Source organism: Azospirillum thiophilum, from assembly GCF_001305595.1.
In the GTDB taxonomy this organism is placed as follows: Bacteria; Pseudomonadota; Alphaproteobacteria; order Azospirillales; family Azospirillaceae; genus Azospirillum; species Azospirillum thiophilum.
This window is the reverse complement of record NZ_CP012401.1, coordinates 1,389,913-1,404,306: the sequence shown is the minus strand read 5'-3', so window position 1 is coordinate 1,404,306 and position 14,394 is coordinate 1,389,913. Positions and strand designations below refer to the sequence as shown.

The 14,394-nt window shown below is 68.5% G+C and carries 14 protein-coding genes; 3 read left to right on the top strand and 11 right to left on the bottom strand.

The window, feature by feature from the left end:
* Positions 1-280: 280 nt before the first annotated feature.
* Positions 281-505 carry a hypothetical protein gene (locus tag AL072_RS06495; protein WP_045581022.1) on the bottom strand — a complete coding sequence of 75 codons (225 nt, stop codon included), beginning with the start codon at positions 503-505 and terminating at the stop codon, positions 281-283.
* Positions 502-924 (bottom strand): Fur family transcriptional regulator, encoded by a 423-nt coding sequence (locus AL072_RS06490; RefSeq protein ID WP_045581023.1) that lies wholly within the window; start codon positions 922-924, stop codon positions 502-504. Before AL072_RS06490 ends, AL072_RS06495 begins: the two co-directional genes overlap by 4 nt.
* A gap of 141 nt (positions 925-1,065) precedes the next feature.
* Between AL072_RS06490 and AL072_RS06485 the strand changes: the two genes are divergently transcribed.
* Positions 1,066-1,629, top strand: coding sequence for a superoxide dismutase family protein (locus tag AL072_RS06485; protein ID WP_245636784.1), 564 nt, complete (start codon positions 1,066-1,068; stop codon positions 1,627-1,629).
* 307 nt (positions 1,630-1,936) lie between these two features.
* Positions 1,937-3,442 carry a DEAD/DEAH box helicase gene (locus AL072_RS06480; RefSeq protein ID WP_045581024.1) on the top strand — a complete coding sequence of 502 codons (1,506 nt, stop codon included), beginning with the start codon at positions 1,937-1,939 and terminating at the stop codon, positions 3,440-3,442.
* A 77-nt stretch (positions 3,443-3,519) separates the two neighbouring features.
* Here the strand turns inward: AL072_RS06480 and gstA are convergent, their stop codons facing one another.
* From gstA to AL072_RS06445, 7 genes are all read right to left on the bottom strand, one after another.
* Positions 3,520-4,134 (bottom strand): glutathione transferase GstA, encoded by a 615-nt coding sequence (gene gstA, locus AL072_RS06475; protein ID WP_045581025.1) that lies wholly within the window; start codon positions 4,132-4,134, stop codon positions 3,520-3,522.
* 104 nt (positions 4,135-4,238) lie between these two features.
* Complete coding sequence (locus tag AL072_RS06470) at positions 4,239-5,063, bottom strand: ferritin-like domain-containing protein (RefSeq protein WP_045581026.1); 825 nt, start codon at positions 5,061-5,063, stop codon at positions 4,239-4,241.
* A gap of 202 nt (positions 5,064-5,265) precedes the next feature.
* A complete protein-coding gene (locus tag AL072_RS06465; protein ID WP_045581027.1) occupies positions 5,266-5,682 on the bottom strand; it encodes a F0F1 ATP synthase subunit epsilon in 417 nt (138 codons plus the stop codon).
* 134 nt (positions 5,683-5,816) lie between these two features.
* Positions 5,817-7,238 (bottom strand): F0F1 ATP synthase subunit beta, encoded by a 1,422-nt coding sequence (gene atpD / locus AL072_RS06460; RefSeq protein WP_045581028.1) that lies wholly within the window; start codon positions 7,236-7,238, stop codon positions 5,817-5,819.
* An 85-nt stretch (positions 7,239-7,323) separates the two neighbouring features.
* The gene (locus AL072_RS06455; protein ID WP_045581029.1) at positions 7,324-8,211 is read right to left on the bottom strand and encodes a F0F1 ATP synthase subunit gamma; all 888 of its coding nucleotides are present in this window, start codon (positions 8,209-8,211) and stop codon (positions 7,324-7,326) included.
* Positions 8,212-8,293: 82 nt separating this feature from the next.
* A complete protein-coding gene (gene atpA / locus AL072_RS06450) occupies positions 8,294-9,823 on the bottom strand; it encodes a F0F1 ATP synthase subunit alpha (protein ID WP_045581030.1) in 1,530 nt (509 codons plus the stop codon).
* Positions 9,823-10,392 carry a F0F1 ATP synthase subunit delta gene (locus tag AL072_RS06445; protein WP_045581031.1) on the bottom strand — a complete coding sequence of 190 codons (570 nt, stop codon included), beginning with the start codon at positions 10,390-10,392 and terminating at the stop codon, positions 9,823-9,825. Before AL072_RS06445 ends, atpA begins: the two co-directional genes overlap by 1 nt.
* A 423-nt stretch (positions 10,393-10,815) precedes the next feature.
* Between AL072_RS06445 and AL072_RS06440 the strand changes: the two genes are divergently transcribed.
* On the top strand, positions 10,816-11,229 hold the full coding sequence (locus AL072_RS06440) for a hypothetical protein (RefSeq protein ID WP_045581032.1): 414 nt from the start codon (positions 10,816-10,818) through the stop codon (positions 11,227-11,229).
* 143 nt (positions 11,230-11,372) lie between these two features.
* Here AL072_RS06440 and AL072_RS06435 read toward each other — a convergent pair whose 3' ends face one another.
* Together AL072_RS06435 and AL072_RS06430 are read right to left on the bottom strand one after the other, a co-directional pair.
* Positions 11,373-11,888: a cache domain-containing protein gene (locus AL072_RS06435; protein ID WP_045581033.1), complete on the bottom strand. Its 516-nt coding sequence runs from the start codon at positions 11,886-11,888 to the stop codon at positions 11,373-11,375.
* Between the two features lie 194 nt (positions 11,889-12,082).
* Entirely contained in the window at positions 12,083-14,332 is a 2,250-nt protein-coding gene (locus tag AL072_RS06430) for a primosomal protein N' (RefSeq protein WP_045582443.1), read from the bottom strand.
* Between the last annotated feature and the right edge of the window lie 62 nt (positions 14,333-14,394).

The window sequence follows — 14,394 nt, the reverse complement described above, 5'->3', positions numbered from 1 at the left end:
ATCCCGCGGGCGCAGGGGGAGACCATGCGGGAGGGGCTCGTTCCGCCATCCGGTTGTCGGAGTGCGCCGAGGGACGCACCGCCGGCCGCGGGCGGAACGCGAAAATGAAAAGGGCCGGCCGGGCCTTTCGGTTTTCCGGCCGGCCCTTTTCGGACCGAAGCGAGGGGGGAGCTCTGGTGCCGTCAGGCGTCAGGTCCGGATGGATGGAGCTGTCGCCTTGACAAGGCTGGTTGTAGGATTTTTAGCCGCTTCGAGGAAGGACTATTTTCACAAAACCGTCTCAGTGCCGGACCGGACCGGCGACCCAATGGCTGACGATGGTCTCCGCCTGGGCCGGCGGGATTTCAGGATGGTGATAGCGATAGACGGTGACTGCGGCCTCCAGCGCATAGCGTTCCGGCTGGCCGCAGCGGCACAGGCCGGAATAGCAGCGCTGCACCGCATCGCGGCAGGCGATGACGTCGGCGGGAGGCGGGTCGACCTCGAAGAAACGGGGGTCGGTCATGGACGCTCCTCCTCATCCAGGGGCACGCCGTAGATTTCCAGCCGGTGCCCGACGATCTTGTAGCCGAGTTCGCGGGCGATGCGTTCCTTCATCGCCTCCAGCTCGGGGCTGGCGAACTCGATGATCCGCCCGGTGCGGGTGTCGATCAGGTGATGGTGGTGATCGGCCGTCGCCTCCTCGTACCGCGCGCGGCCGTCGCCGAGATCGACGCGCTCGATCACCTGCGCGTCCTCCAGCAACCGCATGGTGCGGTAGACGGTGGCGATCGAGATGCGCGGGTCGATCCGGACCGCCCGGCGATGCACCTCCTCGACGTCGGGATGGTCGTCGGCCTCCGACAACACCTGGGAGATGACACGGCGCTGCCCGGTCATCTTCAGCCCCTTCTCCATACACAACGCTTCCAGACGCGACGTCATAACCCAACCCTGGTCATTGCTTGCCGAGACCCCCATCATACTGAAAACCGTTCGCAATCCCAGAGCGGTTTCGCAGGCGACCCGATGTCGCTGTTCCGCCGGTGCCGTCCGCGGCCCGGCCAACATGGAGGAACGCCCCTCATGACCCGCCTCATGACCCGCGCATGGACCGCCCCGGCCCTGCTGTGCGCCGGACTGGCCCTGCTGGCCGCTCCGGCACTCGCCCAGCAATCCGCTCCCGCCTCTGCCCCCGCTCCCGCCCCTGCCGCCCAGGCCGCCGTCGCCGATGCGCAGGGCAAGCCGCTGGGCACCGTCACCTTCACCAAATTCCCGCACGGCATCCTGGTGCATGGCCAGCTCGAAGGTCTGGCGCCGGGCTGGCATGGCATCCACATCCATGAGAACGGCGCCTGCACGCCCGATTTCAAGGCTGCCGGCGGCCATTTCGCCGCCCAGGGCGCCAAGCACGGGCTCGAAGCCGAGCACATGCATTACGGCGAGCTTCCCAACATCTGGGCCAACGAGTCCGGCAAGGCCGGGTTCGAGGCGATCACCCACATGGTGACGCTGACCGACGGCGCCGACGGCCTGTTCAAGCAGGGCGGCACCTCGATCGTCGTCCATGCCCAGCCCGACGATTATCTCAGCCAGCCGGCCGGCAACTCAGGCGACCGCATCGCCTGCGGCGTCATCAAGAAGCCGTAAGGCTCGAAGGCGCACCGGGGCGCGACGCTATGCCGCGGCGCCCCCGCGGCGGCCCGCGCTCCTTCCCCACCCCCCTCCTCCAAGCCGTTCCACCCTGCGCACGCCTGCCGCGCGCCGAGTTTTCTTGCCAAATCAAGCCGCCGGCCCTATGTGTCCAGAGTCGGACGGCGCCCGGCGCCGCGCAGGACTTGCGCGTGCCATCTCGCCCGCCGCCCGACGGCTCCGCGCCAACCCGCCGCGGAGCGCGCAAGCCCGGCCGCTCCCTCCTGGCGCGGCCCCCATTCTGGTGACCAGGACCATCGCTTCCATGACCGAATTCTCCGGCCTCGGCCTGATCGAGCCTCTTCTGCGCGCCGTCGCGGAGGAGGGATACTCCACGGCCACGCCGATCCAGGCCGGCGCCATCCCGCTTCTGCTGGCCGGCCGCGACGTGCTCGGCCTCGCCCAGACCGGCACCGGCAAGACCGCCGCCTTCACGCTGCCGATCCTGCAGCGGCTGTTCCAGAACAAGAAGCGCGTGGCCGCCAAGTCGCCGCGCGTCCTGATCCTGACCCCGACGCGCGAACTGGCGCTGCAGATCGGCGACAGCTTCACCACCTACGGCCGCCATCTGCCGCTGCGCCGCACCGTCATCCATGGCGGCGTCGGCCAGAGCCCGCAGGTCTCCGCCATCGCCCGCGGCGTGGAGGTGCTGATCGCCACCCCCGGCCGCCTGCTCGACCTGATGGCGCAGAACCACGTCAACCTCGGCGCGATCGAGGTGTTCGTCCTCGACGAGGCCGACCGCATGCTCGACATGGGCTTCATCCGCGACGTGCGGAAGGTGGTCGCGGTGCTGCCGAAGGACCGGCAGACGCTGCTGTTCTCCGCCACCATGCCCGACGCGGTGGTCGAGTTGGCACACAGCATCCTGACCGATGCCGAGCGGATCGAAGTGACGCCGCAATCGACCACGGTCGAACGCATCAACCAGCGCGTCCTGTTCGTGGAGCGCGGCGACAAGCGCCGCCTGCTCGCCGACCTGCTGGAGGATTCGGCGATGGCCCGCACCATCGTCTTCGCCCGTACCAAGCACGGTGCCGACCGCATCGCCGACCATCTGAAGAAGGCCGGCATCGCCGCCGACGCCATCCATGGCGACAAGTCGCAGTCGGCCCGCGTCCGCGCGCTGGAGAGCTTCCGCGCCGGCGAGCTGCGGGCGCTGGTGGCGACCGACATCGCGGCGCGCGGCATCGACATCGACGGCATCAGCCACGTCATCAACTTCGACCTGCCGAACGAGCCGGAAAGCTACGTCCACCGCATCGGCCGCACCGCCCGTGCCGGCACCGACGGCAGCGCGGTGTCCTTCTGCGACCATGAAGAGGTCGGCTACCTGAAGGACATCGAGAAGACGATCCGCCAGCCGATCCCGGCCGACACCGAGCATCCCTATCACGCGGTCGACGTGGCGCAGATCCACGCGTCGAGCAAGCCGCCGCCCCGCCCGAAGGCGCCGGGCAGCAACCGCAACCAGAACAACCGCAACCAGCAGCCCCGGCAGGGCCAGCAGGCCAAGCCGGCGGGCGCCCAGGGTGCCGCTGCCAAGCCTGCGGCGCAGGCCGCCAAGGCGCCGCAGAAGGCCGGCAAGCCGAACGGCGGTCGCCCCGATGGCGCGCGCGCCGATGCCGCGCGCAACGACCAGAACCGCCACGACCGCCGCCCGGCTCCGCACGCCGTCTCGCATGGCAATGGCGGCGGCAAGCCGGCGCCGCGCGCGGCCGGCACCCCCGGCGGCAACACGCCGATGCGCCGCAAGCCCAGCGCCGCCTGACGCCCGGTAATCGACAAGAAAAAGGCCCCGTCTCTACCGAGACGGGGCCTTTTTCTTGTCCGGGACGCTTGGTGATGTCAGCCCTGCGCTTCCGCGGCGAGCGCAGCCTGCACCGCCGGACGGGCGGCGACCCGCTCGACGAAGACGACGAGGTTCGGCCAGGGCGTCAGGTCGAAGCCGATGCGCGGCAGCCAGCTCAGCACCGTGAAGGCATAGGCGTCGGCGACGGTGAAGCCGTCGCCGGTCAGATAGGCCTTTCCCTCCAACTCATGGTCGAGCAGCGCCAGCTTGGCGCCCAGCACCTTGGCGGCGAAGCCCTTGTAGGTCTCGGACACCACGTCCTTCAGCATCGGGAACAGTGGGACAACGCCCTTGTGCAGTTCCGAACCGATGAAGTTCAGCAGTTCCTGGACACGGTAGCGCTCCAGGCTGCCGGCCGGCGGGATCAGGCCGCTGTCCGGCGCCTGGTCGGCGATGTACTGGACGATCACCGCCCCTTCGGTCAGGATCCCGCCGCCGTCGAGCGCCAGGGCCGGCACCTGCCCCTTCGGGTTCACCGCGCGGAAGTCGCTGCCGTCCTCAAGCGTCTTGGCAGCGAGGTCGACCTTGACCAGCTCGAAGGGCAGCCCGGCCTCGCGCAGGACGATGTGCGGCGACAGCGAGCAGGCGCCCGGCTTGTAATAGAGCTTCATGTGTCCGGATCCCGTTCGGGTGTTTCGTGGTTGGTGATGTAACGGCTACCTCAATGGCGCCGCCGCTGCCACCCTTCCGGAAATGCGGGCCGTCGGGTCCGCCGTCAGACCGGCTGGGCCGCCAGCTTCCTGGCGCGGCGGTCGACCAGCCACCAGGCGCCGCGGGAGGCCAGCGTGCACAGGCGGGTGTGCGGCTTCAACCCGCAGGCCTTGAACACCATGGCGACGGCACGGTCGACATGCTTGCGGCGGTAGCGGCCATAGGCGCGGCGCATGTAGGCGGCGTTGTAGAACTTGTGCTCATAGGCAGCGTCGGCCGGGGCGTTGGCGGCGTAATACGCGTAGGCCAGCTCGTCGTCCTCGGACTCGCCGATGCGCGACAGGGCGACCTTCAGCCGCTGGACCCGGTTCAGCCCTTCACGCTCCAGGTACTTCTTGGCGTAGATGTAGAAGATCTTGTAGTGGCGCAGCTCGTCGGCGGCGATGTTACGGCAGATCTCCTTCAGCACCGGCTCGTCGGTCGAATCGCCGATGGCGGCATAGTAGGAGCTGGTGCCGGTCTCCACCATGCAGCGGGCGATCATCTCGCCGGTGCGCGAGCCGCGGACCGAGGCGTCGAGCTCGATCGGCACCCGGTAGCCGGCACGGAACCGTTCGACCGCCCCGCGGAAATCGAAGGCCGGATCGATCAGCTCGGCCCAGCGGCCCAGCGCCTCGCCATGCTGCACCTCCTCCTCCGCCCAGACATGGGCGACCTCCTGGAACTCGGGATCGTCCTTGAAGACGTTGCAGAGATAGGCGGTGTAGTCGTGGGCGTTGAACTCGACCAGCGCCGCCGCCTTGATCAGTGGGACCAGGTCGGGATCGACCTGGTTGGCATCGAAAAGATCCCAGGGAAGCTCGTCGATCCGCCAGTGAGCACGCGCCATGATCCGCTGTATCCGCCTCGTTCGGGGCCGCACCGGTGGCGGCCGTGGTCAATGTCCCGGGGGGGCCGGCCTTCGAATGTAGTCGCTCTTTGGAGGGATGCAACCGACTCGCAACGCGAACGGGCGGCCTGGATACCCAAGCCGCCCGTTCGACTGAAGGACTCTACGCCGTTTGCCCGGGACTTCCCCGGCCCAGCTCCGCTCAGTGGGCGGACGACTGGCTCAACGCCTCCAGCTTGGCGCGCGCGACGGCCAGCTTGGACTCAGCGGTGGCCCGCTCGGCATCCGACTTGCTGTCGTCCAGATCCTCGGACAGATCCTTGATCTGCTGCTCGACCGCGCCGCGGTTCAGATCGGCCAGCGCCACCGCTTCCTCGGCCAGCACGGTGCAGCGGGCCTCGGTGACCTCGGCGAAGCCGCCGGCGACGAACACGCGGTCGACGATGCGGTCGCCCTCATAGACGTCGATGACACCCGGACGCACGGTCGAGATCATCGGCGAATGACCGGCGAGCACGCCGAAATCGCCTTCCGAACCCGGCACCACGACCATGTCCACGGGCTGCGACTTCAGCAGCTTTTCCGGCGAGACCAGCTCGAATTCGACTTTATCGGCCATGGGTTTCCTGGTGCCTCTTCATAGGAACCCCCTCCCCCGTTACGGGAGGGAGGGGGTATGCTGATGTCGATTCCCGTCCGGCCGCGCCCCTTTCGGGATCGGGCCGGGCCGGGATGCCGCAATCCCGGATGGGATCAGGCGGCGGCCAGCTTCTTGGCCTTGGCGATCGCCTCGTCGATGGTGCCAACCATGTAGAAGGCGGCCTCCGGCAGGTGATCGTAGTCGCCGTTCACGATGCCCTTGAAGCCCTTGATGGTGTCTTCCAGGCTGACCAGCACGCCCGGCGTGCCGGTGAACACCTCGGCGACATGGAACGGCTGCGACAGGAAGCGCTGGATCTTGCGGGCGCGGGCGACGACCAGCTTGTCCTCTTCCGACAGCTCGTCCATGCCCAGGATGGCGATGATGTCCTGCAGCGACTTGTAGGTCTGCAGAACCTTCTGGACCGAACGGGCGACCGCGTAGTGCTCCTCACCGACGACGCGCGGGTCGAGGATGCGGCTGGTCGAGTCGAGCGGGTCCACGGCCGGGAAGATGGCCATTTCGGCGATCGAGCGCGACAGCACCGTGGTGGCGTCCAGGTGGGCGAAGGAGGCGGCCGGGGCCGGGTCGGTCAGATCGTCGGCGGGCACGTAGATGGCCTGCACCGAGGTGATCGAACCCTTCTTCGTCGAGGTGATGCGCTCCTGCAGGGCGCCCATGTCGGTGCCCAGCGTCGGCTGGTAGCCCACCGCCGACGGGATGCGGCCCAGCAGCGCCGACACTTCCGAACCGGCCTGGGTGAAGCGGAAGATGTTGTCGACGAAGAACAGCACGTCCTGGCCTTCCTCGTCGCGGAAATATTCCGCAAGCGTCAGGCCGCTCAGCGCGACGCGGGCGCGGGCGCCCGGCGGCTCGTTCATCTGGCCGTACACCAGGGCCACCTTGGAGCCCGGGCCGTCGAGCTTGATGACGCCCGACTCGATCATCTCGTGATAGAGGTCGTTGCCCTCGCGGGTGCGCTCGCCGACGCCGGCGAACACCGACACGCCGCCATGCGCCTTGGCGACGTTGTTGATCAGCTCCATGATCGTCACGGTCTTGCCGACGCCGGCGCCGCCAAACAGGCCGATCTTGCCGCCCTTGGCGTAGGGGGCCAGCAGGTCGATGACCTTGATGCCGGTGATCAGCACTTCGGCGTCGGTCGACTGGTCGACGAAGTCCGGGGCCGAGCGGTGGATCGGCAGCGAGTGGGCGGCGTTGACCGGGCCACGCTCGTCGATCGGCTCGCCGATGACGTTGATGATTCGGCCCAGCGTCTCCGGCCCGACCGGCATCGTGATCGGCGCGCCGGTGTCCGAGACCTCCGCACCACGCACCAGACCGTCGGTGCTGTCCATGGCGATGGTGCGGACCGTGCTCTCGCCCAGGTGCTGCGCCACTTCCAGAACGAGGGTCTTGCCGTCGTTCTGGGTGTGCAGCGCGTTCAGGATCGACGGCAGCTCGCCGTCGAACTGCACGTCCACGACGGCGCCCGTGACCTGCGTGATCTTGCCGACAGAATTGGTGGTGGCCATGGAGTAAAGCTCCCTAGGAACTCGGTAAGTGTCGGTATGCCGTCGCCGGCGCAAATGGGCTTGGCCCTACAGGTCGGATGCGGCGTTACAGGGCCTCGGCACCGGAGATGATCTCGATCAGCTCCTTGGTGATGTAGGCCTGGCGCGTCCGGTTGTAGGTGATCGTCAGCTTGTTGATCATGTCGCCGGCGTTGCGCGTCGCATTGTCCATCGCGGTCATCCGGGCGCCCTGTTCGGACGCGGCGCTCTCCAGGAGGGCGCGGTAGATCTGGATCGACAGGTTGCGCGGCAGCAGTTCGGCGAGGATCTGCTCCTCGTCCGGCTCGAACTCGTAGATCGCCTTGGCTTCGTCCGATGCGGCGGCCTGCGCCGACGCCGGAGGCGCGAAGGGAATGAGCTGCTGAACCGTCACGATCTGCGAGATCGCCGACTTGAACTTGTTGAAGACGACCGAGCAGACGTCGAACTCACCGGCGTCGAACATCGCCAGCACCTTCGACGCCACCATGTCGGCATCGGCGAAGCCGAGACGGCGGCGGCCGACATCCTCGTAGCTCTCGACGATCAGCGAGGAGAAATCGCGCTTCAGCTGGTCGCGGCCCTTGCGGCCCACGGTCAGCAGCTTCACGGTCTTGCCCTCGCCCTGCAGGCGGGCGATCTGACGCTTGGCCTCGCGGACGATGGAGCCGTTGAAGGCGCCGCACAGGCCGCGGTCGGAGCTGATGACGACCAGCAGATGCACCTTGTCGGCGCCCGTCCCGGTCATCAGCTTCGGCCCGTTGCCGCTGTCCTGCACGTTGGCGGCCAGCGACGACAGCATGCGGCCCATACGCTCCGCGTAGGGACCGCTGGCTTCCGCCTGCTCCTGGGCGCGGCGCAGCTTGGAAGCCGCGACCATCTTCATGGCCGAGGTGATCTTGCGCGTCGACTGGACGCTCGCGATCCGGTTCTTTAGGTCCTTGAGGTTAGGCATGCCGGCCCTTCAATTCCGCTCGAGGTCGTTCCGTGCCCGTCGTCCGACGGTGGGGGGCGGTTTCCCGCCCCCGCGCGGTCGGTCAGGCGAAGACCTTGGCGAAGCCGTCGAGGAACGCCTTCAGCTTCTCTTCGGTCGCCGGGGTGATCTGCTTGTCGGTGCGGATCGCCGCCAGGATATCGGCGCCCTTGGCGCGGATTTCCGACAGGAACTTGGCCTCGAAGCGGTTCACGTCCTCGACGCGGATGGCGTCCAGGTAGCCCTTCACGCCGGCGAAGATCGACACGACCTGCTCTTCGACCGGCAGCGGCTGGAACTGGCCCTGCTTCAGCAGCTCGGTCAGGCGGGCGCCGCGGGCCAGCAGGCGCTGGGTCGAGGCGTCGAGGTCCGAGGCGAACTGGGCGAAGGCGGCCATCTCGCGGTACTGCGCGAGTTCCATCTTGATGGTGCCGGCGACCTGCTTCATCGCCTTGATCTGGGCGGCGGAGCCGACGCGGCTCACCGACAGGCCGACGTTGATGGCGGGGCGGATGCCCTTGTAGAACAGGCCGGTTTCCAGGAAGATCTGACCGTCGGTGATCGAGATCACGTTGGTCGGGATGTAGGCGGACACGTCGCCGGCCTGGGTCTCGATGACCGGCAGGGCGGTCAGCGAGCCGTTGCCGTGGGCATCGCCCATCTTGGCGGCGCGCTCGAGCAGGCGGCTATGGAGGTAGAACACGTCGCCAGGATAGGCTTCGCGGCCCGGCGGACGGCGGAGCAGCAGCGACATCTGGCGGTAGGCGACGGCCTGCTTGGACAGATCGTCATAGACGATCAGGGCGTGCATGCCGTTGTCACGGAAATACTCGCCCATCGTGCAGCCGGTGTACGGCGCCAGGAACTGCAGCGGAGCCGGCTCCGACGCGGTGGCGGCGACGACGATGGAGTATTCCATGGCGCCGGCGTCTTCCAGGGTCTTGACGATCTGGGCGACGGTCGAACGCTTCTGGCCGACGGCGACGTAGATGCAGTAGAGCTTCTTGCTCTCGTCGTCGCCCTGGTTGATCGGCTTCTGGTTCAGGAAGGTGTCGATGACGACGGCGGTCTTGCCGGTCTGGCGATCGCCGATGATCAGCTCGCGCTGGCCGCGCCCGATCGGAACGAGGCTGTCGACGGCCTTGAGGCCGGTCTGCATCGGCTCGTGCACCGACTTGCGCGGGATGATGCCGGGGGCCTTGACCTCGACGCGCTTGCGCTCGACGTTGACCAGCGGACCCTTGCCGTCGATCGGGTTGCCCAGGCCGTCGACCACGCGACCCAGCAGGCCGCGGCCGACGGGGACGTCCACGATGGTGCCGGTGCGCTTGACGACGTCGCCTTCCTTGATGCCGCGGTCGTCGCCGAAGATCACGATGCCGACATTGTCGGTCTCGAGGTTCAGCGCCATGCCCTGCAGGCCACCGGGGAACTCGACCATCTCGCCGGCGCGGACGTTGTCCAGGCCGTGCACGCGGGCGACGCCGTCACCCACCGACAGGACCTGACCAACCTCGGCGACATCCGCCTCGGTCCCGAAATTCGCGATCTGCTGCTTGAGGATCGCAGAGATTTCTGCGGCGCGGATATCCATCAGACTGATCCCCCTGAGGCCTTCATGGCGAGTTGCAATTTGTTCAGCTTCGTTCGCACCGAGGTATCGACCATGCGCGAGCCGAACTTAACGATCATGCCGCCGATCAGCTCGGGATCGACGGAGGTGTTCACCAGCACCTTGGAACCGATGGACGCCTTGAGCGCGTCGATCACGGCGGCGCGCTGGGCGTCGCTCAGCGGCTGGGCCGAGGTGACGTGGGCGGTGACCTCGCCGCGGCGGCGCGCCAGCTCGGCCAGGAAGCCCTCGATCATGCCGTCGATCGAGAACAGGCGGCGGTTGGCCGCCACCAGCCCGATGAAGCGCTTGGTCAGGTCCGACAGGCCGGCGCTGTCAAGGACGGCGGCCATGGCCTTGCCCTGGTCGGCGCGGCTGATGACGGGGCTGCGGACGAGGCGACGGAGGTCAGCGCTCTCGGCCAGGATCTGCTTCAGCGTGGTCAGGTCGCTCGCGACCGTGTCCAACGCCTGGTTTTCGTCCGCAAGCTCGAACAGCGCGGTGGAGTAACGCGCGGCGAGTTCGGATACGCCTGTTCCTTCGGATGCCACCTGATCCCTCGAATTGAGTTCGGTAGACGGTGAATTCGGCGGCCTTATAGGGTGTCAACCCGAGGCACAAACACCCCGGCCGCGAAAGCGAGCGGTCCAATATCACAGGAATCGCGCCTACGCAACGGTGTCTGGACAATTTGACTGCGGCGTTTTGAGCAACTGCGGAATCATTGGTCGCAATTGTGCCCGCCAAGGACTCGAGTCGCGTTCGACTGGTCATACCGGCTGTGACTTCGAAGTGGCACCGACTCCGGCTTAATTCAAGGTTAACCAATCTGATCCAGGGTCGGACCACATCGCGCGGGCGGATGCTCCGCCCCCCCCTTCCGGCCGCTTCGCCGCCGCCGCGTCCCGTTTCCCAGAGCCGGTTCCTCGGTTCGTCCCACCCGCATCCGGTCAACGAGACCAAGGGCATCCCCCATGACGATCCTGCCGACGACCGACACCGCCGCCACAGCCGACGCCGGCGCCGATACCGGCACTCACCCGGCCGGACGCTCCCCCGATCGGGCCGCCGAACGGCCGTCGAACGTCGTCCAGTTCTGCCGCGCCCGCTTCACGCCGGAGGATCTGGACGCCTTCGCCGCGGTCGCCGAGCCGAAGCTGGGCAACGGCCATTGGGTCGGCGTGCTGCGCGAGTCGGGACGCCACCATGACCGGTTGCTGGTGCTGCTGCCCGAGGTCGACCACCCCGTCTTCCGCTTCGAACGCGATGCGAAGGGGCGCTACAGCCTCTCCTTCCATGACCGGTCCGGCTGGTACGGAATCGGCGGCGGTGACAGTGCAGCCGAATGCCTGTCGATCTGGCGCCCGCGCCGGCCGAAGGGACCGTGATCTCCGGCCGGGCTGCAACAAGGCTCGTAATTTTCGCCATGTAAAAAATGTCGCGCCGCAGCATGCCGCGCCGGTTCCATGGACGAAGACCGCCCTCCCGGCAGTCACGCCCGCCCGCCCCGGCGACAAGCCCGGCGGCACGTTCAGCGATACACCCCGACCGCCAGCATGTAGGGCTTGCCGTTCAGGACCAGGCGGCGGGCGTGCATCGTCTTGCGCGCGACCTGCCCGGTCAGCGGATCGATCCACTGATAGGTGACGTCGGTCCGGCCATCGAGGGCCACGCCGTCCAGCGCATCGAGGATGAAGGGCTTGCCGTCGACGTCGCGCAGATCCTTCAGGTTCGATCCGTTCAGCGTCGCGGTCCAGCCATGGGCGATCATCACGCCCTTGTCGTCCAGCAGCATCGGATAGAGGTCGCGGTCCATGAAAGCGCTATCATGGCCGGCAAAGGCTTCGGGCGCCGCATCCGCACCGATCCGCTCCAGCAGTTGCTGGGCGCGGTCGATCATCCTCAGCGCCTCCGCATCGGTGCCGCGGGTGCTGGCCGGGGCGCCGGCGGCGAAGGCGATGACCGCCAGCAGCAGCAGGACCGGCAGCACGGTCAGCAGGGTTTGACGCTGAACGCGCAGACGGAGCTTCGAGATCAAGCCGGCCATGAGCTGGACCCTGTCGCGGGAAATGTTTCGATCCGGAACCATTCCAACCGTGGTAATACCGTGTTTCGTCGCGCGCAATGGACCAAACGTCACAGGTGCCATGCCCGGCCGCCGCCGCGGCCGGGGCGGGTCAATTCGCCGCAGCCTCTTCCGCCGGCATCGTCGACGCCTGCCCATCACCTTAAGCTCATCGCCTACAGAAAGCTGTAGGGGTCGACATCGATCTGGACCCGGATCGCCGGCGGGATCTCCACCCGGGCCAGCCACTCCGCGATCAGCGGCTGCACCTGGGTGCTGCGCGGCGCCTTCAGCAGCAGGCGGCGGCGGTGGCGGCCACGCAGCAGGGACAGCGGCGCCGGGGCCGGGCCCAGCACATGGACCGTCTCGCTGCGCGGGGCGGCGCGGCCCAGCGCCATTGCCACCCGCTCCACCAGCGTCGGATCCTCGCCCGACACGATCAGCGCCGCCAGCCGGCCGAAGGGCGGCATGCCGGCCTCCAGCCGCATCTCCGCCTCCAGCTGGTAGAAGCCGTCGCGGTCGCCGGCTGCCAGTGCCTGCATCACCGGATGCTCGGGCATGAAGGTCTGCAGCATGACCCGGCCCGGCCGCTCGCCGCGCCCGGCGCGTCCGGCCACCTGATGCAGCAGCTGGTAGGTGCGCTCCGCCGCCCGCAGATCGCCGCCGTTCAGGCCGAGGTCGGCGTCGACCACCCCCACCAGGGTCAGCATCGGGAAATGGTGGCCCTTCGCCATCACCTGGGTGCCGATGATGATGTCCAGCTCGTGCCGGCCGATGCTCTCCACCATCTCCTGGATGGCGCGCGGGCCGTGCAGGGTGTCGGACGCCATGATGGCGGCGCGGGCCTCGGGGAACAGTTCCGCCACCTCCTCGGCGATGCGCTCCACCCCGGGGCCACAGGCGGCCATGGTGCCCTCCTCGCCACACTCCGGGCAGGCGTGGGGCAGCGGCTGCTGCAGGCCGCAATGGTGGCATTGCAGCTTGCGGGCGAGCCGATGCTCGACCAGCCATGCCGTGCAGTTCGGGCATTGCATGCGGTGGCCGCAGGCGCGGCAGAGCGTCAGCGGGGCATAGCCGCGGCGGTTCAGGAACAGCATCGCCTGCTCGCCCCCCGCCAGCGTGTCGGTCAGCGCCTTGCGCAGGCTGGGCGCCAGCCAATGGCGGGCCGGCGGACGGTCGCGCCGCAGGTCGACCAGCTCGACCTCCGGCAGCACGGCGCCACCATGGCGGGCCGGCAGGGCGATGCGGGCGTAGCGGTGGCTGTCGGCGTTGACCTTGGTTTCCAGCGACGGGGTGGCGGAAACCAGCGCGATGGGCAGCCCGCCGAGATGCGCCCGCGCCACCGCCATGTCGCGGGCATGGTAGATCGCCCCCTCCTCCTGCTTGTAGGCGGAATCATGTTCCTCATCGACGATGATGACGCCGAGATCCGGGTAGGGCAGGAACAGGGCGGAGCGGGCGCCGACCACCACCGGCACCTCCCCCTTCGCCACCGCGCGCCAGGTATCGCGGCGCTGCGCCCCGGTCAGCTCCGAATGCCATTCGGCCGGCGGCGCGCCGAAGCGGCGGGCGAAGCGGTCGAGCCACTGCGCCGACAGGGCGATCTCCGGCAACAGCACCAGCGCCTGCTTGCCCTGCTCCAGCGCCGCCGAGATCGCCTCGTAATAGACCTCGGTCTTGCCCGACCCGGTGACGCCGTCGAGCAGCACGGTCGAATAGCGGCCGGAGATCACCCGCTCCCGCAGGTCGTCGGCCGCCGCCCGCTGGTCTGGCGACAGGCTGGGACCGGGGCGGTGCCAGTCCGGCCGGCCGAGCCGGGTCGGCTGCAGCATGACGGGATCCAGCAGCCCGGCCTCCGCCAGCCCGCGCACGACGGTGATGCCGCAGCCGGCCTCCTCCGCCAGCTCCGCCGGGGTGCGGGGCGGGCCGCCGGCCAGCGTGTCGTCGAGCAAGGCCAGGACGCGCCGGCGCGGATCGGTCATCTTGAAGCCGGGCGGCGCTTCGGCATCGGCCTTGCGCAGATAGGCCAGCATCGGCTTGGGCGGCTCCAACGCCGCCGGCACGCTGACCGCCATGCGCAGCACGAATCCCGGCGGCGTCATGGTATAGGCGGCGACCCAGTCGACGAAGCGGCGGCCGGCACCGGTCATCGGCGGGGCGTCGAATTTGCGGAGCACCGCCTTCAGCCGGCCGGACTCCACCGTCCCGGCCCCCGGCCCCCAGACGACGCCGATCACCCGGCGGGGCCCGAGCGGCACCTCGACATAATCGCCGGGACCGAGATCCATGCCGTCGGGAATGCGGTAGTCGTAGGCTTCGCGCAGCGGCAGGGGCAGCAGGACGGCGACGCGCCGGTCCGGCGCCGCCGGCTTGGGTTTGGCTGCCGCCGGCTTGGGTTTGGCCCCGGATCGGACGGATTCCGGCATGGAATCGCCTTCGGGCCGCTCCGAACCGGGCATGTCCCCAAGAAGATCCCCCTGGACGCCCG

Bases quoted from the DNA above. Each gene is read 5' to 3' on its own strand.
- AL072_RS06495 (WP_045581022.1), bottom strand. From the start codon at position 505: ATGACCGACCCCCGTTTCTTCGAGGTCGACCCGCCTCCCGCCGACGTC.
- AL072_RS06435 (WP_045581033.1), bottom strand. From the start codon at position 11,888: ATGGCCGGCTTGATCTCGAAGCTCCGTCTGCGCGTTCAGCGTCAAACC.
- atpD (WP_045581028.1), bottom strand. From the start codon at position 7,238: ATGGCCACCACCAATTCTGTCGGCAAGATCACGCAGGTCACGGGCGCC.
- AL072_RS06480 (WP_045581024.1), top strand. From the start codon at position 1,937: ATGACCGAATTCTCCGGCCTCGGCCTGATCGAGCCTCTTCTGCGCGCC.
- AL072_RS06430 (WP_045582443.1), bottom strand. From the start codon at position 14,332: ATGCCGGAATCCGTCCGATCCGGGGCCAAACCCAAGCCGGCGGCAGCC.
- AL072_RS06485 (WP_245636784.1), top strand. From the start codon at position 1,066: ATGACCCGCCTCATGACCCGCGCATGGACCGCCCCGGCCCTGCTGTGC.
- gstA (WP_045581025.1), bottom strand. From the start codon at position 4,134: ATGAAGCTCTATTACAAGCCGGGCGCCTGCTCGCTGTCGCCGCACATC.
- AL072_RS06455 (WP_045581029.1), bottom strand. From the start codon at position 8,211: ATGCCTAACCTCAAGGACCTAAAGAACCGGATCGCGAGCGTCCAGTCG.
- AL072_RS06490 (WP_045581023.1), bottom strand. From the start codon at position 924: ATGACGTCGCGTCTGGAAGCGTTGTGTATGGAGAAGGGGCTGAAGATG.
- AL072_RS06470 (WP_045581026.1), bottom strand. From the start codon at position 5,063: ATGGCGCGTGCTCACTGGCGGATCGACGAGCTTCCCTGGGATCTTTTC.
- AL072_RS06465 (WP_045581027.1), bottom strand. From the start codon at position 5,682: ATGGCCGATAAAGTCGAATTCGAGCTGGTCTCGCCGGAAAAGCTGCTG.
- atpA (WP_045581030.1), bottom strand. From the start codon at position 9,823: ATGGATATCCGCGCCGCAGAAATCTCTGCGATCCTCAAGCAGCAGATC.
- AL072_RS06440 (WP_045581032.1), top strand. From the start codon at position 10,816: ATGACGATCCTGCCGACGACCGACACCGCCGCCACAGCCGACGCCGGC.